The 20,821-nt window shown below is 69.3% G+C and carries 30 protein-coding genes; 22 read left to right on the top strand and 8 right to left on the bottom strand.

Annotation, left to right across the window (positions count from 1 at the left end):
• Positions 1–22 precede the first annotated feature (22 nt).
• The 4 genes from BLW86_RS15260 to BLW86_RS15245 form a co-directional block, all read right to left on the bottom strand.
• Complete coding sequence (locus BLW86_RS15260; protein WP_371129502.1) at positions 23–316, bottom strand: hypothetical protein; 294 nt, start codon at positions 314–316, stop codon at positions 23–25.
• 119 nt (positions 317–435) lie between these two features.
• Positions 436–726 carry a hypothetical protein gene (locus tag BLW86_RS15255; RefSeq protein ID WP_030687847.1) on the bottom strand — a complete coding sequence of 97 codons (291 nt, stop codon included), beginning with the start codon at positions 724–726 and terminating at the stop codon, positions 436–438.
• An 88-nt stretch (positions 727–814) separates the two neighbouring features.
• Positions 815–1,426 carry a phage tail tube protein gene (locus BLW86_RS15250; protein ID WP_030687846.1) on the bottom strand — a complete coding sequence of 204 codons (612 nt, stop codon included), beginning with the start codon at positions 1,424–1,426 and terminating at the stop codon, positions 815–817.
• A gap of 109 nt (positions 1,427–1,535) precedes the next feature.
• Positions 1,536–1,943 carry a hypothetical protein gene (locus BLW86_RS15245; protein WP_030687843.1) on the bottom strand — a complete coding sequence of 136 codons (408 nt, stop codon included), beginning with the start codon at positions 1,941–1,943 and terminating at the stop codon, positions 1,536–1,538.
• Positions 1,944–2,227: 284 nt separating this feature from the next.
• Between BLW86_RS15245 and BLW86_RS15240 the strand changes: the two genes are divergently transcribed.
• Complete coding sequence (locus BLW86_RS15240) at positions 2,228–3,052, top strand: ATP-grasp domain-containing protein (RefSeq protein WP_093874542.1); 825 nt, start codon at positions 2,228–2,230, stop codon at positions 3,050–3,052.
• A 64-nt stretch (positions 3,053–3,116) separates the two neighbouring features.
• Here BLW86_RS15240 and BLW86_RS15235 read toward each other — a convergent pair whose 3' ends face one another.
• Genes BLW86_RS15235 through BLW86_RS15225 form a run of 3 tightly spaced genes read right to left on the bottom strand, consistent with a single transcriptional unit; the run spans position 3,117 to position 4,313 of the window.
• Positions 3,117–3,320 carry a MerR family transcriptional regulator gene (locus BLW86_RS15235; RefSeq protein WP_030687838.1) on the bottom strand — a complete coding sequence of 68 codons (204 nt, stop codon included), beginning with the start codon at positions 3,318–3,320 and terminating at the stop codon, positions 3,117–3,119.
• Positions 3,314–4,045, bottom strand: coding sequence for a hypothetical protein (locus BLW86_RS15230; protein WP_093874541.1), 732 nt, complete (start codon positions 4,043–4,045; stop codon positions 3,314–3,316). Before BLW86_RS15230 ends, BLW86_RS15235 begins: the two co-directional genes overlap by 7 nt.
• Entirely contained in the window at positions 4,038–4,313 is a 276-nt protein-coding gene (locus BLW86_RS15225) for a WhiB family transcriptional regulator (protein ID WP_093878678.1), read from the bottom strand. The genes BLW86_RS15230 and BLW86_RS15225 overlap by 8 nt, the downstream gene beginning before the upstream one ends.
• Positions 4,314–4,565: 252 nt before the next feature.
• Between BLW86_RS15225 and BLW86_RS15220 the strand changes: the two genes are divergently transcribed.
• The 5 genes from BLW86_RS15220 (at position 4,566) to tuf (ending at position 9,868) form a co-directional block, all read left to right on the top strand.
• On the top strand, positions 4,566–5,015 hold the full coding sequence (locus tag BLW86_RS15220; protein WP_093874540.1) for a helix-turn-helix domain-containing protein: 450 nt from the start codon (positions 4,566–4,568) through the stop codon (positions 5,013–5,015).
• A 498-nt stretch (positions 5,016–5,513) separates the two neighbouring features.
• Positions 5,514–5,885 carry a 30S ribosomal protein S12 gene (gene rpsL, locus BLW86_RS15215; RefSeq protein WP_003948652.1) on the top strand — a complete coding sequence of 124 codons (372 nt, stop codon included), beginning with the start codon at positions 5,514–5,516 and terminating at the stop codon, positions 5,883–5,885.
• Positions 5,886–5,887: 2 nt separating this feature from the next.
• Positions 5,888–6,358 carry a 30S ribosomal protein S7 gene (rpsG, locus tag BLW86_RS15210; protein WP_015035567.1) on the top strand — a complete coding sequence of 157 codons (471 nt, stop codon included), beginning with the start codon at positions 5,888–5,890 and terminating at the stop codon, positions 6,356–6,358.
• A gap of 39 nt (positions 6,359–6,397) precedes the next feature.
• Positions 6,398–8,524 carry an elongation factor G gene (gene fusA, locus BLW86_RS15205; protein WP_093874539.1) on the top strand — a complete coding sequence of 709 codons (2,127 nt, stop codon included), beginning with the start codon at positions 6,398–6,400 and terminating at the stop codon, positions 8,522–8,524.
• Positions 8,525–8,674: 150 nt separating this feature from the next.
• Complete coding sequence (tuf, locus tag BLW86_RS15200) at positions 8,675–9,868, top strand: elongation factor Tu (protein WP_093874538.1); 1,194 nt, start codon at positions 8,675–8,677, stop codon at positions 9,866–9,868.
• Between the two features lie 94 nt (positions 9,869–9,962).
• On the opposite strand, the gene BLW86_RS15195 is transcribed toward tuf, so the two are convergent.
• Positions 9,963–11,936 (bottom strand): PIG-L family deacetylase, encoded by a 1,974-nt coding sequence (locus tag BLW86_RS15195; RefSeq protein ID WP_093874537.1) that lies wholly within the window; start codon positions 11,934–11,936, stop codon positions 9,963–9,965.
• A 198-nt stretch (positions 11,937–12,134) separates the two neighbouring features.
• On the opposite strand from BLW86_RS15195, the gene BLW86_RS15190 reads away from it, so the two are divergent.
• The 16 genes from BLW86_RS15190 (at position 12,135) to rplE (ending at position 20,818) form a co-directional block, all read left to right on the top strand.
• The gene (locus BLW86_RS15190) at positions 12,135–12,497 is read left to right on the top strand and encodes a YciI family protein (protein WP_030687822.1); all 363 of its coding nucleotides are present in this window, start codon (positions 12,135–12,137) and stop codon (positions 12,495–12,497) included.
• Positions 12,494–13,735 (top strand): RNA polymerase sigma factor, encoded by a 1,242-nt coding sequence (locus BLW86_RS15185; protein ID WP_093874536.1) that lies wholly within the window; start codon positions 12,494–12,496, stop codon positions 13,733–13,735. The genes BLW86_RS15190 and BLW86_RS15185 overlap by 4 nt, the downstream gene beginning before the upstream one ends.
• Positions 13,736–14,167: 432 nt before the next feature.
• A complete protein-coding gene (gene rpsJ / locus BLW86_RS15180) occupies positions 14,168–14,476 on the top strand; it encodes a 30S ribosomal protein S10 (RefSeq protein WP_003948644.1) in 309 nt (102 codons plus the stop codon).
• 13 nt (positions 14,477–14,489) lie between these two features.
• A complete protein-coding gene (rplC, locus tag BLW86_RS15175) occupies positions 14,490–15,134 on the top strand; it encodes a 50S ribosomal protein L3 (protein WP_030687820.1) in 645 nt (214 codons plus the stop codon).
• Positions 15,135–15,141: 7 nt separating this feature from the next.
• Positions 15,142–15,792: a 50S ribosomal protein L4 gene (rplD, locus tag BLW86_RS15170; RefSeq protein WP_093874535.1), complete on the top strand. Its 651-nt coding sequence runs from the start codon at positions 15,142–15,144 to the stop codon at positions 15,790–15,792.
• Positions 15,792–16,115: a 50S ribosomal protein L23 gene (gene rplW, locus BLW86_RS15165; RefSeq protein WP_024755407.1), complete on the top strand. Its 324-nt coding sequence runs from the start codon at positions 15,792–15,794 to the stop codon at positions 16,113–16,115. Before rplD ends, rplW begins: the two co-directional genes overlap by 1 nt.
• Before the next feature lie 40 nt (positions 16,116–16,155).
• Positions 16,156–16,992: a 50S ribosomal protein L2 gene (gene rplB, locus BLW86_RS15160; protein ID WP_030208986.1), complete on the top strand. Its 837-nt coding sequence runs from the start codon at positions 16,156–16,158 to the stop codon at positions 16,990–16,992.
• A gap of 12 nt (positions 16,993–17,004) precedes the next feature.
• Positions 17,005–17,286, top strand: coding sequence for a 30S ribosomal protein S19 (rpsS, locus tag BLW86_RS15155; protein ID WP_015035577.1), 282 nt, complete (start codon positions 17,005–17,007; stop codon positions 17,284–17,286).
• Positions 17,287–17,328: 42 nt separating this feature from the next.
• The gene (gene rplV, locus BLW86_RS15150) at positions 17,329–17,676 is read left to right on the top strand and encodes a 50S ribosomal protein L22 (RefSeq protein WP_009997296.1); all 348 of its coding nucleotides are present in this window, start codon (positions 17,329–17,331) and stop codon (positions 17,674–17,676) included.
• Entirely contained in the window at positions 17,676–18,524 is an 849-nt protein-coding gene (gene rpsC, locus BLW86_RS15145) for a 30S ribosomal protein S3 (protein WP_033201982.1), read from the top strand. Before rplV ends, rpsC begins: the two co-directional genes overlap by 1 nt.
• A 5-nt stretch (positions 18,525–18,529) precedes the next feature.
• Positions 18,530–18,949, top strand: a complete 420-nt coding sequence (rplP, locus tag BLW86_RS15140) for a 50S ribosomal protein L16 (RefSeq protein WP_017239579.1) — start codon at positions 18,530–18,532, stop codon at positions 18,947–18,949.
• A complete protein-coding gene (rpmC, locus tag BLW86_RS15135; RefSeq protein ID WP_017239580.1) occupies positions 18,949–19,173 on the top strand; it encodes a 50S ribosomal protein L29 in 225 nt (74 codons plus the stop codon). The genes rplP and rpmC overlap by 1 nt, the downstream gene beginning before the upstream one ends.
• The gene (gene rpsQ, locus BLW86_RS15130; RefSeq protein WP_030208995.1) at positions 19,173–19,454 is read left to right on the top strand and encodes a 30S ribosomal protein S17; all 282 of its coding nucleotides are present in this window, start codon (positions 19,173–19,175) and stop codon (positions 19,452–19,454) included. The genes rpmC and rpsQ overlap by 1 nt, the downstream gene beginning before the upstream one ends.
• A gap of 127 nt (positions 19,455–19,581) precedes the next feature.
• The gene (gene rplN / locus BLW86_RS15125; RefSeq protein ID WP_003956455.1) at positions 19,582–19,950 is read left to right on the top strand and encodes a 50S ribosomal protein L14; all 369 of its coding nucleotides are present in this window, start codon (positions 19,582–19,584) and stop codon (positions 19,948–19,950) included.
• A gap of 2 nt (positions 19,951–19,952) precedes the next feature.
• Complete coding sequence (gene rplX / locus BLW86_RS15120; protein ID WP_015035583.1) at positions 19,953–20,264, top strand: 50S ribosomal protein L24; 312 nt, start codon at positions 19,953–19,955, stop codon at positions 20,262–20,264.
• On the top strand, positions 20,261–20,818 hold the full coding sequence (gene rplE / locus BLW86_RS15115) for a 50S ribosomal protein L5 (RefSeq protein ID WP_093874534.1): 558 nt from the start codon (positions 20,261–20,263) through the stop codon (positions 20,816–20,818). Before rplX ends, rplE begins: the two co-directional genes overlap by 4 nt.
• Positions 20,819–20,821 lie beyond the last annotated feature (3 nt).

The following is a 20,821-nucleotide window of genomic DNA, read 5'->3' as shown; positions in this document are numbered from 1 at the left end:
GTCCGGGGGCGAAGGGGGAGCGTCAGCCGAAGAAGCGGGCGAGGGCCGAGGGGGAGACCGCCGGATCGGCACTCTCCTCCGCGGAATCCCCGCCCTGCTCCTCGCCGTCCTCGTCCGTGACGCCAGGACGGGGAACGGGCTTCGGCGGATCCGGGGTCTCGTCGTCCTCACCGGTGTTGACGCACTGGAACATCCAGTTGGAGACGGCCAGATGGTCCACGGTCGCGGCGAGGAGATGGTCGGTGAGCGACCATTCCGCCGACTCCCCGTGGATCTCGCGTTGTACGGCACCGTCCGCCGGAAGGTGCTTGATCATGACCATCAGGCGCCGGCTGGAGAGCTCGCCCCGGTACCAGTCCAGAAGATCGGTGGCGTAGTAGCGGAGCAGGTCCGCTTCAAGGGCCTCGGCGTGTTCGTCGACGAACTCGACGAGGCTCAGTCTTCCCCCAGGCCGAGCCCGGTCTCCTTGCCGTAGGCCTCCAGGATCGCGGCGATGTCCTGCATCGTGAGGTCGTGCTCCTCGAAGCGGACGTACTGCTCCTCACCCATCAGGAGTTCGAGCAGACCGTCCACGTCGTTGTCGTCGAGCTTCCGCAGCGCCTTCGCGGTCTTGCGGGAGAGCTCGGTGGGAAGCGTGTAGGACTCGCCGTCCAGCTCGAAGGACCAGGTGCGGCCGTGGGCCTCCAGGCGCTGGGCGCGGGCGGCGTTGACGTCGAAACGGGCCATGGTGATGCGTACTCCTTGTTCGCGTGGGTGAGGAGGAGAGGGGTGGGGCGGGACGGCGGTGCGCCGTCCCGCCCCGGGTGGAGAAGGATCAGACGGTCGCGGAGTACTGGCTGTCCTTCATGAGGAAGGTCGCCAGCGGCTTGCCGTCGCCCTTCGACATGGCGGTGAAGGTGACGCCCAGCTGGGAGGCCGCCTTGCGGGCCAGCTTGATGTCGTCGGTGGCGGTGACCTGGCCGCGCGGGATGATGAAGCGGTACTTCACCGCGGTCGTGCCACCGGCCTTGACGTCGGTGAACTCCAGGCCGAGGGCGCGCACGTCGGCGAACGGACGCTCGGCGATCTCGTAGCGGTAGGTGTCGACCGCCGGGGTCGGCTCCGCCTTCACCGCGTCGCCGCCCATGAAGAACGGCAGCGTGTCCTCGTTGAACTGGAGCAGCGAGAACTTCAGGGACAGGTCACGGCTCGAGTAGATGTAGTGGACCGGGGAGACCGACTGCCACGAGTCGATGGCCTCCAGCTTGTCCTTCTTCGAGAACGTGACGCCGTCGCCCGAGGTGAAGCCGAGGTCCTTCCAGCCCGCGCCGGACCAGTCGGCGGCGGAGTCCGTGCCGAAGGTGGCGGGGAGGGAGGTGCCGGCGTCGGCGACGTAGAGCTTGCCGATGCCTGCGACGCGGATCTCGGCGGAGTTGTTTCCTGCCATGGTGGTGTTTCTCCTTGGGTTGTGAGGGCTGCCCGTACCCGGAGAAGGGCTCCGGGTACGGCAAAGGCCCCGCCGGACGGCGAGGCCTGGTCTGTGGGTCGCTGGGCGTCTAGAAGACGTTCAGCGAGAGCTGGATGACGCAGAGGTAGCGGTTGGCGCCCCGGTAGAGGTAGTCGGGCATCCAGCGCGGCCCGTCCTGCTCCTCGACGTCGCTGACGAAGTTGGCGCCGAGCTGCTTGCCGATGGTGGCGAGCAGCGCCTTGCGGGCGGCGTTGGCGAGGACGTGGGCCGCGGTCTTGGTCGGGCCGTACACCTCGAACTCGATCAGCGGCTTGTCGACGTGCAGGTCGCCGATCCAGGCGCCGCCGCGGCGGTTCACCAGGACGGCGTTCTGCGTGCCGTCGAAGCCGGCCGGCGCCTGGGCGGCGACCGTGACGCCGGCCAGCGCCGGGTCGGCCTTGAGGACGTCGACGACCAGCTTCTCGACGTCCGGGAACGCACTCGGGGGAGTGGTCATGACGGTTCTCCTCGGGAGAAGGGGGAGGGCGGGACGGGCGGTGCGGGGGGCCGCCCGGGGCGCTCGACGCGGGGAAGGGGGCGGGGGCGCGGAGCGCTCCCGGACGGCGAACGGCGGAGACTGCGGCCCGTCTCGCGGGCACAGCTCCGCCGCTGCACCAACTGTGACAGAGAGCGTGCGCGCACGCAACTAGTTCGGAGGCGAGGTACGGACGCCCCTTCCCGGGGCCCGTCCGGAGGGTCCCGCTAGGTTGGGCGGCCCCCGATCCACCCAGGAGCCGCCCCGTGTCCGACCGCCCCCGTCTGCTCTACGTCACCGACCTCGCCTATCCGGCCCGGGGCCGCCGCTACTGCGACGAGGACATCCACCTCACCGCCCGGCTGCGCCGCGAATTCGGCCTGGCGCTCTGTCACCCGCTCGACGCCGCCGCCCTCATGGACGCCTTCGACGCCGTCGTCGTCCGCAACAGCGGTCCCGTCCTCGGCTACCAGCAGGAGTACGACGCCTTCCGCGAGCGCGCCCGCGCCCTCGGGACCCGCGTCTACAACCCCCTCCACGGCCGCGGCGACATGGCCGGCAAGCAGTACCTCCTCGACCTGACCCTCGCCGGACACCCCGTCATCCCCACCGTCGACCGCCCCGAGGACCTCCACCGCCTGCCCGAGGCCGCCGCGTACGCCGTCAAGCCCAGGGCCGGTGCCGACTCCATAGGACTGCGCTTCCTTCCGTACGAGGAGCTCGCCGGCCTCGCGTACGGCGAGGTCCTCGTCCAGCCGCGCGTCGACTTCCGGTACGAGGTCTCCTTCTACTTCGTCGACGACCTCTTCCAGTACGCCCTGTACGCCCCCGACCCCGAGCGCCGCTGGGTCCTGGAGCCGTACGAACCGACCCCCGACGACCTCGCCTTCGCCCGCCGCTTCGTCGACTGGAACACCCTCGACCACGGCATCCAGCGCGTCGACGCCTGCCGCGCCCCCGGCGGCGAGCTGCTCCTCGTCGAGCTGGAGGACCTCAACCCGTACCTCTCCCTCGACCGCGTCCCCGAGCCGGTGCGCGAGCGCTTCGCCGACGCGCTCGTCGACTCCCTCCACCGCTTCCTGGCGGCATGACGAAGCGCCCCGCGTCCAGGAGGGACGCGGGGCGCTTCTCGGCGGTGCGCTTCTTGTGCGGGGGTCAGGCGGTGCGGGGCCGACGGCGGGCCAGGCGCTCCGCCGCGAAGACGTCCTCCAGGCGGAAGAGCTGCGCCCGGCCGGCCCGGCCCGCGGCCCGCAGGTGCCCGAGCTGGACCCACTTGCGGATCGTCGCGGGCGCCACCCCCGCCTCCTCGGCGGCCAGCGGGCCGGGGACCAGCGTGGGCAGGGCGGGCGAGCTCAGCATGAGGTCTCCTTCGGGTCGTCCATCGCGGCCTCGATCTCCTCGGTGCGGGTCCCCGAGGCCTCCGAGAGCTCCTCCCACCGGTCCTCCGGCCACAGGTGCCGGTAGGCGGGGTCGTCCTGGCAGCCGCACACCTCGTCGGTGCAGACGCAGGCCGGGTTCACGCACAGCACCGCGCGCCGGTCCGGGAACGCCCGCAGCGACACCGAGTCGCACCAGGGGCAGCGGCCCGAGACCCGCACGATCGTCTCCGCGTCGCCGAGCGTCCGGGCGCAGCGCCGGGCCATCCTGCGGATCTCGTCCCGTACGTGCCGGGCCAGGTCCGGGTGGGCCGCGATCCGGTCGAGCAGCGCCACGAGGCGCCGCAGGCGGTCGATCACCCCGGCGCGGGGCGGGCGGGGCAGCGCGAGCCGGGCGCAGACCGCCTCCTCCAGTTCCACCACCCCGTCGGTGATGTCACGGATGGCGTCGGAGACGTGCAGCCGGATCGGGGCGGCCCCGTGGCCGGGGACGGCGAGCCCGTGCCGCTGTTCGAGCAGCAGCGCCTCCCGGCGCTCCTCGCGGATCAGCTCGTCGCGACCGGCGGGGGAGGGGCCGGTGGGGGAGGGGGCGGGCCCGCGCCGGCCGGGCGCGAGCTCCTCGGCGAGCTCGGGGAACTGCCGTACCAGGGAGGCGGTCCAGAGCGTGATGTCCCGCAGCACGGGCTCGGTGTCGGTGCGGTCAGCCACGGCGGACGCTCCCCGTCGGGGCGAGCGCCTTCGCCACGCGCCGGGCGTCCGCCGGGCGTCCGTTGCGCCAGAGGCGGCCCGCGCAGACGCCGTCGAAGTAGCTCTCGGCCGGGGCCACCGCGGTCTCGCACTCGCTCCGCACGGGGCAGGAGGCGCAGGCCCGCAGGGCGGGGGCGGCCTCCTTGGCGCGGCGGGCGAAGACGACGGACGGGGAGAGGCCGGCGCACGCGGCGGAGGCCTGCCAGGGGGACGGGTCGGGATGGAACAAGGGGTTCTCCACGGTCCGGGGCCCGCCGGGGCCGTCCATGGGGCCGGTGGGGCGCCTGGGGCTCAGGGGGCCGACGAGTGCGGCGGCGAGCCAGAGTTACACGTTGCGTGCGAGCGCGCAACAAAAATCGAAGGGCCCCTGACCGGTCCTTCACCGATTCGACACGATTGCGTGCCCGAAAGCACGTAATTCCGTGCGCGCAAGCACGCTAAGGTATGGGATCCGGAGGGTGGGGAGCGAGGAGCGGTACACATGAGCACTCAAGGGCTCGACGAGTTCGCAGGCTGGGTGGAAGGCCTGATGAGACGGCGCGGCTACGACATCGACAGCCCGCGCGGGGGCGGCAAGTCCCGGATCGCGGACGAGGCCGGCGTCCACCGCGCCGCCGTCACGCGTCTGCTGCAGCGGCAGAGCATGCCCGACCTGGAGACCATGCGCCGGATCGCCCCGCTGCTCGGCGTCTCCGTCCGCGACATGCTCATCCGGTCCGGCCGCGTGACCCCCGAGGAGCTCCCCATGGCGGCGGACCTGCTGCCGCCGAGCGACTGGCAGCCCTCCATGGAGGACTTCGCCCGCTGGCTGGGGGTCCCCGACGAGCGCATGGGCGTCTTCGTCAAGGTCGTCAACCAGTTCCTGGAGCCCGACACCGACACGGCGGACGCCGGCGAGGCCCCCGAGCCCCGCCGCACCGCCCGGGACTGACCGGCGCCGGGCCGCTCCGGGGCCGCTCCGGCGCGAGGCCGGGTCCGCAGGCCGTGGTGTCCCGGACCCGGTCCGGGCCTCTGTGCCGGAGCGTCCCGGACCTCGTCCGAGCCCGTGTCCCGGGGCGGCTCCGGACCTCGCCCGAGCCTGCGCCCCGGGGTGGCCGGACCCGGCCCGGGCCTGTGGGCCGGAGCTTCCCGGGCCCGGTCCGGGTCGCCGTGCAGGAACGATTTGGGCCCGCCCCCGGCCGGGGCCCCGTGTGCGTGCGCATTTGTTTTGACCGGAGTCCGTGCGATAGGTACGCTCAAGCCTTGTGCCTGGGGTGTGCCTGGGCTCCCGTGCGTGTCCTCAACCGCACGGCGAGTCATATACCGGCCACCGTGATCCGCGCCTTTTCCGCCTCGTGCGGAGGTCCGCGAGATTCGACACACCCGACCGCGTGGGTCGGTGAATGTTCCAGGTTAGTTTTACCGACGGCACACAGAAACCGGAGAAGTAGTGCCTACGATCCAGCAGCTGGTCCGTAAGGGCCGGCAGGACAAGGTCGAGAAGAACAAGACGCCCGCACTCGAGGGTTCCCCTCAGCGTCGCGGCGTCTGCACGCGTGTGTTCACGACCACCCCGAAGAAGCCGAACTCGGCCCTCCGTAAGGTCGCGCGTGTGCGTCTGACCTCCGGCATCGAGGTCACGGCCTACATCCCGGGTGAGGGTCACAACCTGCAGGAGCACTCCATCGTGCTCGTGCGCGGTGGCCGTGTGAAGGACCTGCCGGGTGTTCGTTACAAGATCATCCGCGGTTCCCTCGACACGCAGGGCGTCAAGAACCGTAAGCAGGCTCGCAGCCGCTACGGCGCCAAGAAGGAGAAGTAAGAATGCCTCGTAAGGGCCCCGCCCCGAAGCGCCCGGTCATCATCGACCCGGTCTACAGCTCTCCTCTTGTCACCTCGCTGATCAACAAGATCCTGCTGGACGGCAAGCGTTCCACCGCCGAGCGCATCGTGTACGGCGCCATGGAGGGTCTTCGTGAGAAGACCGGCCAGGACCCGGTCATCACGCTGAAGCGCGCTCTCGAGAACGTCAAGCCGGCCCTCGAGGTCAAGTCCCGCCGTGTCGGTGGCGCCACCTACCAGGTGCCGATCGAGGTCAAGCCGGGCCGCGCGTCCACGCTGGCCCTCCGCTGGCTCGTCGGTTACTCCCGCGCCCGTCGCGAGAAGACCATGACCGAGCGCCTCATGAACGAGCTCCTCGACGCCTCGAACGGCCTCGGTGCGGCCGTCAAGAAGCGTGAGGACACGCACAAGATGGCCGAGTCCAACAAGGCCTTCGCGCACTACCGCTGGTAGTCGCAACCCACATCGAGACCGAGAGAAGACTGAGCCGATATGGCTACCACTTCGCTTGACCTTGCCAAGGTGCGCAACATCGGCATCATGGCTCACATCGACGCGGGCAAGACGACCACCACCGAGCGGATCCTGTTCTACACCGGCGTCTCGTACAAGATCGGTGAAGTCCACGACGGCGCTGCCACGATGGACTGGATGGAGCAGGAGCAGGAGCGCGGCATCACGATCACGTCCGCCGCGACGACCTGCCACTGGCCGCTCGAGAATGTCGATCACACGATCAACATCATCGACACGCCGGGTCACGTCGACTTCACCGTCGAGGTGGAGCGTTCGCTGCGCGTGCTCGACGGTGCTGTCACGGTGTTCGACGGTGTGGCCGGCGTCGAGCCCCAGTCCGAGACCGTCTGGCGTCAGGCGGACCGCTACGGCGTTCCGCGTATCTGCTTCGTCAACAAGCTCGACCGGACCGGTGCCGACTTCCTCCGCTGCGTCGACATGATCGTGGACCGCCTCGGCGCGACCCCGATCGTCATGCAGCTGCCGATCGGTGCCGAGGCCGACTTCGAGGGCGTCATCGACCTCGTTCGCATGAAGGCCCTCGTCTGGTCCGCCGAGGCCACCAAGGGCGAGATGTACGACGTCGTCGACATCCCCGCGGACAAGGCCGAGCTCGCCGACGAGTACCGCGCCAAGATGGTCGAGACCATCGCGGAGAACGACGAGGAGCTCATGGAGCTCTTCCTCGAGGGCACCGAGCCCACCGAGGAGCAGCTCTACGCCGCCGTCCGTCGCATCACCATTGCCTCCGGCAAGGGTGGCGACACCACGGTGACCCCCGTCTTCTGTGGCACCGCGTTCAAGAACAAGGGCGTTCAGCCCCTGCTCGACGCGGTCGTGCGCTACCTCCCGTCGCCCCTGGACGTCGAGGCCATCGAGGGCCACGACGTCAAGGACGCCGAGGTCGTCGTCAAGCGCAAGCCGTCCGACGACGAGCCGCTGTCGGCCCTCGCGTTCAAGATCGCGAGCGACCCGCACCTCGGCAAGCTCACCTTCGTCCGGATCTACTCCGGTCGCCTGGAGGCCGGCACCGCGGTGCTGAACTCCGTCAAGGGCAAGAAGGAGCGCATCGGCAAGATCTACCGCATGCACGCGAACAAGCGTGAGGAGATCGACTCGGTGGGCGCCGGCGACATCGTCGCCGTCATGGGCCTGAAGCAGACCACCACCGGTGAGACGCTGTGCGACGAGAAGAACCCGGTCATCCTGGAGTCCATGGACTTCCCGGCCCCGGTCATCCAGGTCGCCATCGAGCCCAAGTCCAAGGGTGACCAGGAGAAGCTGGGTGTCGCCATCCAGCGTCTCGCGGAGGAGGACCCCTCCTTCCAGGTCCACTCGGACGAGGAGACCGGCCAGACCATCATCGGTGGTATGGGCGAGCTTCACCTCGACATCCTCGTCGACCGCATGCGTCGCGAGTTCAAGGTCGAGGCGAACGTCGGCAAGCCGCAGGTCGCGTACCGCGAGACGATCCGCAAGGCCGTCGAGCGCGTGGACTACACCCACAAGAAGCAGACCGGTGGTACCGGTCAGTTCGCCAAGGTGCAGATCGCGATCGAGCCCATCGAGGGCGGCGACGCCTCGTACGAGTTCGTGAACAAGGTCACCGGTGGCCGCATCCCGAAGGAGTACATCCCTTCGGTCGACGCGGGTGCGCAGGAGGCCATGCAGTTCGGCATCCTGGCCGGCTACGAGATGACTGGCGTCCGCGTCATCCTTCTCGACGGTGGCTACCACGAGGTCGACTCCTCCGAGCTCGCGTTCAAGATCGCCGGTTCGCAGGCCTTCAAGGAGGCCGCGCGCAAGGCTTCTCCCGTCATCCTCGAGCCGATGATGGCCGTTGAGGTCACCACGCCCGAGGACTACATGGGCGAGGTCATCGGCGACATCAACTCCCGCCGTGGCCAGATCCAGGCCATGGAGGAGCGTCACGGTGCTCGCATCGTGCGGGGCCTCGTGCCCCTGTCGGAGATGTTCGGCTACGTCGGCGACCTCCGCAGCAAGACCTCGGGTCGCGCAAGCTACTCGATGCAGTTCGACTCCTACGCCGAGGTTCCGCGGAACGTCGCCGAGGAGATCATCGCGAAGGCCAAGGGCGAGTAACTCTCCCGGGTTCACGCTTTAGGCTTGACACCAGTCACCGGGGCCCGGCCCCCGAAACCCGAGGTATCGGGCCCCGGTTACTGGCATCCCAGCAAAGATCACCTGGCGCCGATGAAGCAAGGCGTTCAGAACCACTCCAGGAGGACCCCCGTGGCGAAGGCGAAGTTCGAGCGGACTAAGCCGCACGTCAACATCGGCACCATCGGTCACATCGACCACGGTAAGACGACCCTCACGGCCGCCATTACCAAGGTGCTGCACGACGCGTACCCGGACCTGAACGAGGCCTCGGCCTTCGACCAGATCGACAAGGCTCCCGAGGAGCGCCAGCGCGGTATCACCATCTCGATCGCGCACGTCGAGTACCAGACGGAGTCGCGTCACTACGCGCACGTCGACTGCCCCGGTCACGCCGACTACATCAAGAACATGATCACGGGTGCGGCGCAGATGGACGGCGCCATCCTCGTGGTCGCCGCCACCGACGGCCCGATGCCGCAGACCAAGGAGCACGTCCTCCTTGCTCGCCAGGTCGGCGTTCCGTACATCGTCGTCGCCCTGAACAAGGCCGACATGGTGGACGACGAGGAGATCCTGGAGCTCGTCGAGCTCGAGGTCCGTGAGCTCCTCTCCGAGTACGAGTTCCCGGGCGACGACCTGCCGGTCGTCCGCGTCTCGGCGCTCAAGGCGCTCGAGGGCGACAAGGAGTGGGGCGAGAAGCTCCTCGGCCTCATGCACGCCGTGGACGAGTCCATCCCGCAGCCCGAGCGTGACGTCGACAAGCCGTTCCTGATGCCGATCGAGGACGTCTTCACGATCACCGGTCGTGGCACCGTCGTCACCGGTCGTATCGAGCGTGGTGTCCTCAAGGTCAACGAGACCGTCGACATCATCGGCATCAAGACCGAGAAGACCACCACCACGGTCACCGGCATCGAGATGTTCCGCAAGCTGCTCGACGAGGGCCAGGCCGGTGAGAACGTCGGTCTGCTCCTCCGTGGCATCAAGCGCGAGGACGTCGAGCGCGGCCAGGTCATCATCAAGCCGGGCTCGGTCACGCCGCACACGAAGTTCGAGGCCCAGGCCTACATCCTGTCGAAGGACGAGGGTGGCCGTCACACCCCGTTCTTCAACAACTACCGCCCGCAGTTCTACTTCCGTACCACGGACGTGACCGGCGTCGTGACCCTCCCCGAGGGCACCGAGATGGTCATGCCGGGCGACAACACCGCCATGTCCGTCGAGCTGATCCAGCCCGTCGCCATGGAGGAGGGCCTCAAGTTCGCCATCCGTGAGGGTGGCCGGACCGTCGGCGCCGGCCAGGTCGTCAAGATCACTGCCTGATCTTGAACCGACCTGGTAGCTCGTAAGAGCTGCTGAGCAGTGAGGGAAGGCCCCGCACCGAGAGGTGCGGGGCCTTCTCGCATGTCCGGAGGGCCTACGGCCGCCAGCTCCACGGGTGGCCGTCCGCGCCCAGCCCCACCACGGTCGCCCCGCGGGGGCCCAGGTGGAGCGCGGTCGAGACGGCCGTCTCCTTCCGTGTGCGAAGCCGGCCGCCGGCTCTGAGCGCCACCCGCCCCTTCCCGTCCGTGCCGAGCAGCACGGTCCCGAGCGCCGCCGACCGCGCGGCGACCACGCCCCCGTACCCGTCGAGGCCGGCGTCGCCGCCCGGGCCGGTGAGCCGCGCGGACGCCGGCGCCCGGTGGTACAGCTCGCCGTCCGCGCTCGCCACCGTGGCCCCGGAGAGCGGCAGCGCGGCCCGCTGGAGGACTCCGTCCACCCAGTGCCGTACGGCGTCCCGGCCCGCCGCGTACACATGCACCCGGCCGGCCGCGTCCGCCGAGACGGCCAGACCGTCCTGGACCTCCACGTCACCCGGGAGCGGCCGCCACGGGGACCAGGAGCCGTCCGCCGCCCGGACCCGCGTCGAGACGCCCTTGTCCGCGTTCCGTACGAAGAGGTGGACCCGGCCGTCGGGGGCCGCGAGCGCCACCGGGGCGCCGATCCTGCGGCCCCGGTCGTCCGAGCGCTCCGGGTTCCCCAGGCCCCGCCAGGCCAGGAAGGCGTCGCCGGGGGAGCGCTGCTCCAGGAGCACCACCTCGCGCCGGTTGGCCCCGCCGTGGCCGTCGAGCGCGGCGAACCGCACCCCGAGGAGCAGCACCCGGCCGTCGCCGAGCACCGCGGAGCCGAGCGCGGGCGCGAGCGGGCCACCGCCCAGGTCGACCGGCTCGCCCCAGACGCCGGGCGCGGACTCCCGCCAGCGGACCGCACGCAGCCCCAGCACTCCGTACGCCGTGAGCCGGCCGTCCGGTTCCTCGGCGAGGGCCGGGCCCGCGCCCGGCCAGCGGTGGTGCGTGGAGCGCACCCAGCCCTTGCGGTTGGTCAGCGGCCGGTCGCCGCCGACGCCGTAGTCGCCGCAGCCGGAGGGGTTCCCGCACGGCCAGGACGGGGCGCCGCCGTACGGGACGAGCCGGGCGGCCTTCTCCGCCAGGACGGCGGGCGGGAGGTTCTTGGGCCAGTGGCGGTTGTAGTAGCCGCGGAAGGCGGTGGTGGTGAAGGCCGGGATCGGCTCGCCGTCCCGGACCGCGTCCGTGACCCAGCGGCACAGCGCGGCCCAGGTGAAGGAGGCGACCGCCGTGTGGTCCCCGTGGTCGGCGTACCCCGGCTGCTCGGAGTCCCGCTGCCGGGTCGCCTCGTCGCTGTGCTGGATGTCGGGGTCCGGGTCCAGGGTGTGCACGACCGTGGGCCGGTGGCGGCGGAGCAGGCCGACCAGGACGTCGACCAGCTGGTCGTAGTCGTAGGTGTCGGCACGGGTGACGGGGGAGCCGGCCGACAGGTGGGTGCGCAGCTCCAGGGCCCGGTCCTGCCAGAGCGAGGGCACGGCCATGTAGCGGCGGCTGGTGTGCATCGGCAGGTTGAGGAAGACCAGTTCGACCCTGCGGGAGCCGTGCGCGAGGGTGTCGGCCTCGGCCCGCCGGCCGCCGGGGAGCGTCAGCACCTCCCGGCGCCACGGCGTGAACGCCGGGAGGCCGAGCGCCACCGCGTACGACTGGCGCAGGCCCTGGTGGCGGGCGGAGGAGTAGGCCGCCCGGTCCGGGGGACTCTCCGGCATCCCCGCGATCCGGTTCCGGCCGGTGTGCTCGCCGGCCGTCACGTACACGGAGACGAGCGGGACGCCCGCGTCGAGCAGCCGCTGCGTGTCCGGGTTCATGAAGTACAGGTCGTCGTCCGGGTGCGCGGAGAACTGCATGAGCAGCGGCCGCCGGGCCCCGGCGGAGGCGATCGGCCTGCCCGGCGCGGGATCGGCCGTCGGAGCGGTCCGGCGCGGCTCCGGTACGGAACACCCGGCGGCGGCCGCGGTGACCGCGAGGGCGGCGGCGAGAACCGTCCGCCGACGGGGTGGAGTGTGCAAGGCGTGGCCCCTTCGCTCATCAGTCCACGGGAAGACGGACGTACGAGCGGCGGGGTTGTGCCTCGACGGCACCCTCGGAAAGATCTCCGGAAAAAGATCTTGGAAATGGTGCGGCCGGATGTCGAGAGCGCGATCCTGGCAACGACCGAAGGGTGACAGCGCGCCACCGGGGCGGGCGGGACGGGGAGGACACCCGAGATGAAGTACGTCGCGATGATCTACGGCAACCAGGCCAAGTGGGACTCCTTCCCGGCCGAGGCCTGGCCCGAGGCGATCGCCCGGCAGGAGGCCTTCAACCGCAGGTACCGGGAGAGCGGCGAGCTGATCGGCGCGTACGGCCTCGCCGACGCGGCCGCCGCCCAGCTCGTCCGACGCGAGGGCGGGGCCCCCGCGGTCACCGACGGCCCGTACCTGGAGACCAAGGAGTACCTCGCCAGCTTCTACCTGCTGGACTGCGACAGCCTGGAGCGGGCCCAGGAGATCGCCGCCGACATGCCCTTCGCGGACGTCGACCCCGTCGAGCTGTGGCCGGTCCTGCACGAGTCCGCGGCGGACGTGTGACCGGCACGCACGAGATCGAGGACCTGCTGCGCACCCACGCGCCGCAGGTCCTCGGCGCGCTCGTCCGCCGCCACGGCACCTTCGACCTCTGCGAGGACGCCGTCCAGGAGGCCCTGATCGCGGCCGCGCGGCAGTGGCCCGAGGACGGGGTGCCCGAGCACCCGCGCGGCTGGCTGCTGACCGTCGCCACCCGCAGGTTCGTCGACCTGGTGCGCGCCGAGGCCGCCCGCCGGCGCCGGGAGGACGCCGTCGCGCTCGCCACTCCGGACTCCGAGCTCCTCGCGCGCGCCGCCGACGACGCCCCGGACACCGACCGGGACGACTCCCTGTCCCTGCTCTTCCTCTGCTGCCACCCGGACCTGTCGCCGCCCAGCCGGATCGCGCTCACCCTGCGGGCCGTCGGAGGCCTCACCACCGCGCAGATCGCCGCCGCCTTCCTCGTGCCCGAGTCGACCATGGCGCAGCGGATCAGCCGGGCCAAGCAGACGATCAGGGCCGGCGGCTGGTCGCTCGCACTGCCCGAGGGCGAGGACCGCACCGCCCGTCTCGCCGAGGTGCGGCACGTGCTCTACCTGGTCTTCAACGAGGGCTACACGGCCAGCGGCGGCGACGCGCTCACCGCGCCCGAGCTGTCCACGGAGGCGATCCGGCTGACCCGGATGCTGCACCGGCTCGTCCCCGACGACGCCGAGACGGCGGGCCTGCTCGCGCTGATGCTGCTCACCGACGCCCGCCGCCCGGCCCGCACGGGCCCGCACGGGGAACTCGTACCGCTCGCGGAGCAGGACCGGGGGAGCTGGGACGCCGGGCTGATCGCCGAGGGCGCGGAGCTGCTCGGCCGCACCCTGCCGCGGGGCCGGGTCGGCCCGTACCAGCTCCAGGCGGCGATCGCGGCCGTGCACGACGAGGCCCCGTCCGCGGAGGCCACGGACTGGCCGCAGATCCTCGCCCTGTACGAGCTCCTGGAGCGCACCGGGCCGAACCCGATGGTCACCCTCAACCGCGCGGTCGCCGTCGCCATGGTCCACGGCCCGCGGGCCGGCCTGGACCTCCTCGACGGCCTCGCGGCGGACCGGCTGCTCGCCCGGAACCACCGCCTCCTCGCGACCCGCGCGCATCTCCTCGAACTCCTCGGGGAGAAGGAGGGCGCGGCCGCCGCCTACCGCGAGGCGGCCCGGCACACCACGAGCGCGCCCGAGCGGCGGCATCTGACGGAGCGGGCCCGGCGCCTGGGATGACGGCGGAGTGGGGGGCGTGCGCGTCAGGGGTGCGCGCCCCGGCGCATGGGCGTACGTGACGTGGGGTACAGTCTCGGGTTCCGATTGGCGGCCGGATGGCCCCGTATGGCAGACTGTCGGGGTTGCTCGGTTGAGTGCCGATGCTGCGCGCCTCCCGTCGGGAGGACCGGAAGCGAGTCCCACAGTACTCGTCGCTCCTTCTCAGGGGCGGACGTACGGGAATCTTCTGGGAAGCGTCAGCGGGGTGCAGACCAGGCACCCGGTGGGTGATTTGCCCCCGGCTTGCGGTCATGGCGACCGCGCCCCCTTGGTTGGGAAGTCCTCAGGGACTTCTGCGTAGAGGGAGCGCGACACGCCCGACCGCGTGGGTCGGAGGAAACCGCGAACGCACCGGGTTCCAGAGCGTTACGAGACAAAGGACTACTAGTAGCCATGGCGGGACAGAAGATCCGCATCCGGCTCAAGGCCTACGACCACGAGGTCATCGACTCCTCGGCGAAGAAGATCGTCGAGACGGTGACCCGCACTGGTGCGTCGGTCGCGGGCCCGGTGCCGCTGCCCACTGAGAAGAACGTGTACTGCGTCATCAAGTCGCCGCACAAGTACAAGGACTCGCGCGAGCACTTCGAGATGCGCACGCACAAGCGCCTCATCGACATCCTCGACCCCACGCCGAAGACGGTTGACTCGCTCATGCGCCTCGACCTGCCGGCGGGCGTCGACATCGAGATCAAGCTCTGAGGTGACGCGCGAGATGGCTAAGAACATCAAGGGCATCCTGGGCGAGAAGCTCGGCATGACGCAGGTCTGGGACGAGAACAACCGGGTCGTCCCGGTGACCGTCGTCAAGGCCGGCCCGAATGTCGTGACCCAGGTCCGTACGAACGACGTCGACGGCTACGAGTCGGTCCAGATCGCCTTCGGCGAGATCGACCCGCGCAAGGTGAACAAGCCCCTCAAGGGCCACTTCGCCAAGGCCGACGTCACCCCGCGCCGCCACCTGGTGGAGCTCCGCACCGCTGACGCCTCCGAGTACACGCTCGGCCAGGAGATCACCGCCGAGGTCTTCGAGGCCGGCGTGAAGGTCGACGTCACCGGCAAGAGCAAGGGCAAGGGCTTCGCCGGTGCGATGAAGCGCCACAACTTCCGTGGTGGCAAGGCCTCGCACGGTGCCCACCGCGTGCACCGCAAGCCCGGTTCGATCGGTGGCTGCGCCACCCCGGGCCGTGTCTTCAAGGGCATGCGCATGGCCGGTCGCATGGGCAACGAGCGTGTGACCACCCAGAACCTGACCGTCCACGCCGTTGACGCCGAGAAGGGTCTGCTGCTCATCAAGGGCGCCGTCCCCGGCCCCAACGGTGGCCTCGTCCTGGTCCGCACCGCGGCCAAGGGGGTTTGAGGAACCGATGAGCACCATTGACATCCTTTCGCCGTCTGGCGACAAGGCCGGGACCGTCGAGCTCCCCGAGGAGATCTTCGGCGCCAAGGTCAGCGTCCCGCTGATCCACCAGGTCGTCGTCGCGCAGCTGGCCGCGGCCCGTCAGGGCACGCACAAGACCAAGACCCGTGGCGAAGTCCGCGGTGGTGGCAAGAAGCCTTACCGCCAGAAGGGCACCGGCCGCGCCCGTCAGGGTTCGACCCGCGCCCCGCAGTTCGCCGGTGGTGGCGTCGTGCACGGTCCCGTGCCGCGTGACTACTCGCAGCGGACCCCGAAGAAGATGAAGGCCGCCGCCCTCCGCGGTGCCCTGTCGGACCGGGCGAACCACTCCCGCATCCACGTCGTCACCGGCGTGGTCGAGGGTGACGTCTCCACCAAGGCCGCCAAGACGCTGTTCGGCAAGATCTCGGAGCGCAAGAACCTGCTCCTGATCGCCGAGCGCTCCGACGAGGCCGCGTGGCTGTCCGCCCGCAACCTGCCCCAGGTGCACATCCTGGAGCCGGGCCAGCTCAACACGTACGACGTGATCGTCTCCGACGACGTGGTCTTCACCCAGGCCGCCCTCGAGTCCTTCGTGTCTGGCCCCCAGACCGCTGAGACCGAAGGGAGCGACGCCTGATGACTGAGGCCGTCGTCACCAGCAAGACCTTCTCGGACCCGCGCGACATTCTCGTCAAGCCGGTCGTCTCGGAGAAGAGCTACGCCCTGCTGGACGAGAACAAGTACACGTTCATCGTCGCGCCTGGCTCCAACAAGACCCAGATCAAGCAGGCCGTCGAGGCGGTCTTCTCGGTCAAGGTCACCGGGGTCAACACGATCAACCGCCAGGGTAAGCGCAAGCGCACCAAGGCCGGTTTCGGCAAGCGCAAGGACACCAAGCGCGCCATCGTGACCCTTGCCGAGGGCAACCGTATCGACATCTTCGGCGGTCCGACCGCCTAACGGCGGTCTGGATCGTCCGGAATCGGACGAGGACTGAGAAATGGGAATCCGCAAGTACAAGCCGACTACGCCGGGCCGCCGTGGCTCCTCCGTAGCCGACTTCGTCGAGATCACGCGGTCCACGCCGGAGAAGTCGCTGGTCCGCCCCCTGCACAGCAAGGGCGGCCGTAACAACACCGGTCGTGTGACCGTCCGTCACCAGGGCGGTGGCCACAAGCGCGCCTACCGCGTGATCGACTTCCGTCGTCACGACAAGGACGGCGTGCCGGCCAAGGTCGCTCACATCGAGTACGACCCCAACCGCACCGCGCGCATCGCGCTGCTCCACTACGTGGACGGCGAGAAGCGCTACATCATCGCCCCCAAGGGTCTGACGCAGGGTGACCGCGTCGAGAACGGCCCCGGCGCTGACATCAAGCCCGGCAACAACCTGGCGCTCCGCAACATCCCGGTCGGTACCACGATCCACGCGATCGAGCTCCGTCCCGGTGGCGGCGCCAAGTTCGCGCGCTCCGCTGGTGCCTCCGTGCAGCTGCTGGCGAAGGAGGGCACGATGGCCCACCTCCGCATGCCGTCCGGTGAGATCCGTCTCGTCGACGCCCGCTGCCGCGCCACCATCGGCGAGGTCGGCAACGCCGAGCAGTCGAACATCAACTGGGGCAAGGCCGGCCGCAAGCGCTGGCTTGGCGTTCGCCCGACCGTCCGCGGTGTGGCGATGAACCCGGTCGACCACCCGCACGGTGGTGGTGAGGGCAAGACCTCCGGTGGTCGCCACCCGGTCTCCCCGTGGGGTCAGAAGGAGGGTCGTACTCGTTCGCCGAAGAAGGCTTCGAACAAGTACATCGTCCGCCGCCGCAAGACGAACAAGAAGCGCTAGGAGCGGGTTTAGATGCCGCGCAGTCTCAAGAAGGGACCCTTCGTCGACGGCCACCTCGTCAAGAAGGTGGACGCCCAGAACGAAGCCGGTACCAAGAACGTCATCAAGACCTGGTCCCGTCGCTCGATGATCATCCCGGCCATGCTCGGCCACACGATCGCGGTGCACAACGGCAAGACCCACATTCCGGTGTTTGTCACCGAGTCGATGGTCGGCCACAAGCTCGGCGAGTTCTCGCCGACGCGCACCTTCCGGGGTCACGTGAAGGACGACCGGAAGTCGAAGCGCCGCTAACAGCGGGGTGGAATGACCATGACAGACACTGGAAGGACAACCATGGAAGCCAGGGCCCAGGCGCGGTACATCCGCGTCACGCCCATGAAGGCCCGCCGCGTGGTGGACCTTATCCGTGGCATGGACGCCACGGAGGCTCAGGCGGTCCTGCGTTTCGCCCCGCAGGCCGCGAGCGTGCCGGTTGGCAAGGTGCTGGACAGCGCCATCGCCAACGCTGCACACAACTACGACCACACCGACGCCTCCACGCTGGTCATCAGCGAGGCGTACGTGGATGAGGGCCCGACCCTGAAGCGGTTCCGTCCGCGTGCTCAGGGCCGTGCCTACCGGATCCGTAAGCGGACCAGCCACATCACCGTGGTCGTCAGCAGCAAGGAAGGAACCCGGTAATGGGCCAGAAGGTTAACCCGCATGGGTTCCGGCTCGGCATCACCACGGACTTCAAGTCCCGCTGGTACGCCGACAAGCTGTACAAGGACTACGTCAAGGAAGACGTCGCCATCCGTCGGATGATGACGTCCGGCATGGAGCGCGCCGGCATCTCGAAGGTTGAGATCGAGCGCACCCGTGACCGCGTGCGGGTGGACATCCACACCGCGCGTCCCGGCATCGTCATCGGCCGCCGTGGCGCCGAGGCCGACCGCATCCGCGGCGACCTCGAGAAGCTCACGGGCAAGCAGGTCCAGCTGAACATCCTCGAGGTCAAGAACCCCGAGATGGACGCCCAGCTGGTCGCCCAGGCCGTTGCCGAGCAGCTCTCCTCCCGCGTCTCCTTCCGTCGTGCCATGCGCAAGAGCATGCAGGGCACGATGAAGGCCGGCGCCAAGGGCATCAAGATCCAGTGCGGCGGTCGTCTCGGCGGCGCCGAGATGTCCCGCTCGGAGTTCTACCGCGAGGGCCGTGTGCCCCTGCACACGCTCCGCGCGAACGTCGACTACGGCTTCTTCGAGGCCAAGACGACCTTCGGCCGCATCGGCGTGAAGGTCTGGATCTACAAGGGCGACGTCAAGAACATCGCCGAGGTCCGCGCCGAGAACGCCGCTGCCCGTGCGGGTAACCGCCCGGCCCGTGGCGCCGGCGCTGGCGACCGCCCGGCCGGCCGTGGTGGCCGCGGTGGCGAGCGTGGCGGCCGCGGCCGCAAGCCGCAGCAGCAGTCCGCGCCGGCTGCCGAGGCCCCCAAGGCCGAGGCTCCCGCCGCCGCTGCCGCTCCGGCTGAGAGCACCGGAACGGAGGCCTGACCGAAATGCTGATCCCCCGTAGGGTCAAGCACCGCAAGCAGCACCACCCGAAGCGCTCCGGCGCCAGCAAGGGTGGTACGCAGGTTGCGTTCGGCGAGTACGGCATTCAGGCCCTCACGCCGGCGTACGTGACCAACCGCCAGATCGAGGCGGCCCGTATCGCGATGACCCGCCACATCAAGCGTGGCGGCAAGGTCTGGATCAACATCTACCCGGACCGTCCGCTGACGAAGAAGCCTGCCGAGACCCGCATGGGTTCCGGTAAGGGTTCTCCGGAGTGGTGGATCGCGAACGTCAAGCCGGGTCGGGTGATGTTCGAACTGTCCTACCCGAACGAGAAGATCGCGCGCGAGGCCCTGACCCGTGCGGCCCACAAGCTGCCGATGAAGTGCAAGATCGTGAAGCGCGAAGCAGGTGAGCTGTGATGTCGGCCGGTACCAAGGCGTCCGAGCTGCGCGAGCTGGGCAACGAGGAGCTTCTCAACAAGCTCCGCGAGGCCAAGGAAGAGCTGTTCAACCTCCGCTTCCAGGCGGCGACGGGTCAGCTCGAGAACCACGGTCGGCTCAAGTCCGTCCGTAAGGACATCGCCCGGATCTACACCCTGATGCGTGAGCGTGAGCTGGGCATCGAGACGGTGGAGAACGCCTGATGAGCGAGAGCAACGTGACTGAGAAGACCGAGCGCAACGCTCGCAAGGTCCGCGAGGGCCTGGTCGTCAGCGACAAGATGGACAAGACCGTCGTCGTCGCTGTCGAGGACCGCGTCAAGCACGCGCTGTACGGCAAGGTCATCCGCCGTACGAACAAGCTCAAGGCTCACGACGAGCAGAACGCTGCCGGCATCGGCGACCGCGTCCTCCTGATGGAGACCCGGAAGCTGTCCGCCACGAAGCACTGGCGCGTCGTCGAGATCCTCGAGAAGGCCAAGTAAGGAATTTCCCGCAAGGGAAATCCAAAAGTTCAGCCTGAGGGGTTTCCCTCAGGTCAGTTCCGCCAGGCTCGGCAGGGGCTTCTTCTGAAGCCCCTGCCGGGAACCGGCAGACAATCAGGAGATAGACGTGATCCAGCAGGAGTCGCGACTGCGTGTCGCCGACAACACTGGTGCCAAGGAGATCCTTTGCATCCGTGTTCTCGGTGGCTCGGGTCGCCGCTACGCGGGCATCGGTGACGTCATCGTCGCCACCGTCAAGGACGCGATCCCCGGTGGCAACGTGAAGAAGGGTGACGTCGTCAAGGCGGTCATCGTTCGCACCGTCAAGGAGCGCCGCCGCCAGGACGGCTCGTACATCCGCTTCGACGAGAACGCCGCTGTCATTCTCAAGAACGACGGCGACCCTCGTGGCACCCGTATCTTCGGCCCGGTCGGCCGTGAGCTGCGCGAGAAGAAGTTCATGAAGATCATCTCGCTCGCGCCGGAGGTGCTGTAAGCATGAAGATCAAGAAGGGCGACCTGGTCCAGGTCATCACCGGTAAGGACAAGGGCAAGCAGGGCAAGGTCATCACGGCCTTCCCGCGCGAGAACCGCGTCCTGGTCGAGGGTGTCAACCGGGTCAAGAAGCACACCAAGGCCGGCCCCTCGCAGGCCGGCGGCATCGTCACGACCGAGGCTCCGGTCCACGTCTCCAACGTCCAGCTGGTCGTGGAGAAGGACGGCAAGAAGGTCGTCACGCGTGTCGGTTACCGCTTCGACGACGAGGGCAACAAGATCCGCGTTGCCAAGCGGACGGGTGAGGACATCTGATGGCTACCACCACTCCGCGTCTCAAGACGAAGTACCGCGAGGAGATCGCGGGCAAGCTGCGTGACGAGTTCAAGTACGAGAACGTCATGCAGATCCCCGGCCTCGTGAAGATCGTGGTCAACATGGGTGTCGGCGACGCCGCCCGTGACTCGAAGCTCATGGACGGTGCCGTCCGTGACCTGACCACCATCACCGGTCAGAAGCCGGCCGTCACCAAGGCCCGCAAGTCCATCGCGCAGTTCAAGCTGCGTGAGGGTCAGCCGATCGGTGCGCACGTCACCCTCCGTGGCGACCGCATGTGGGAGTTCCTGGACCGCACCCTGTCGCTCGCGCTCCCGCGCATCCGCGACTTCCGCGGCCTGTCCCCCAAGCAGTTCGACGGCCGGGGCAACTACACCTTCGGTCTCACGGAGCAGGTCATGTTCCACGAGATCGACCAGGACAAGATCGACCGTGTCCGGGGTATGGACATCACCGTGGTGACCACGGCGACCAACGACGACGAGGGCCGTGCCCTTCTGCGTCACCTCGGCTTCCCGTTCAAGGAGGCGTAAGCG

The sequence above is a fragment of the Streptomyces sp. TLI_105 genome (genome assembly GCF_900105415.1).
Lineage (GTDB): Bacteria > Actinomycetota > Actinomycetes > Streptomycetales > Streptomycetaceae > Streptomyces.
Note: the sequence above shows the minus strand (reverse complement) of the source record. Positions and strands in the feature narration are given on the sequence as shown.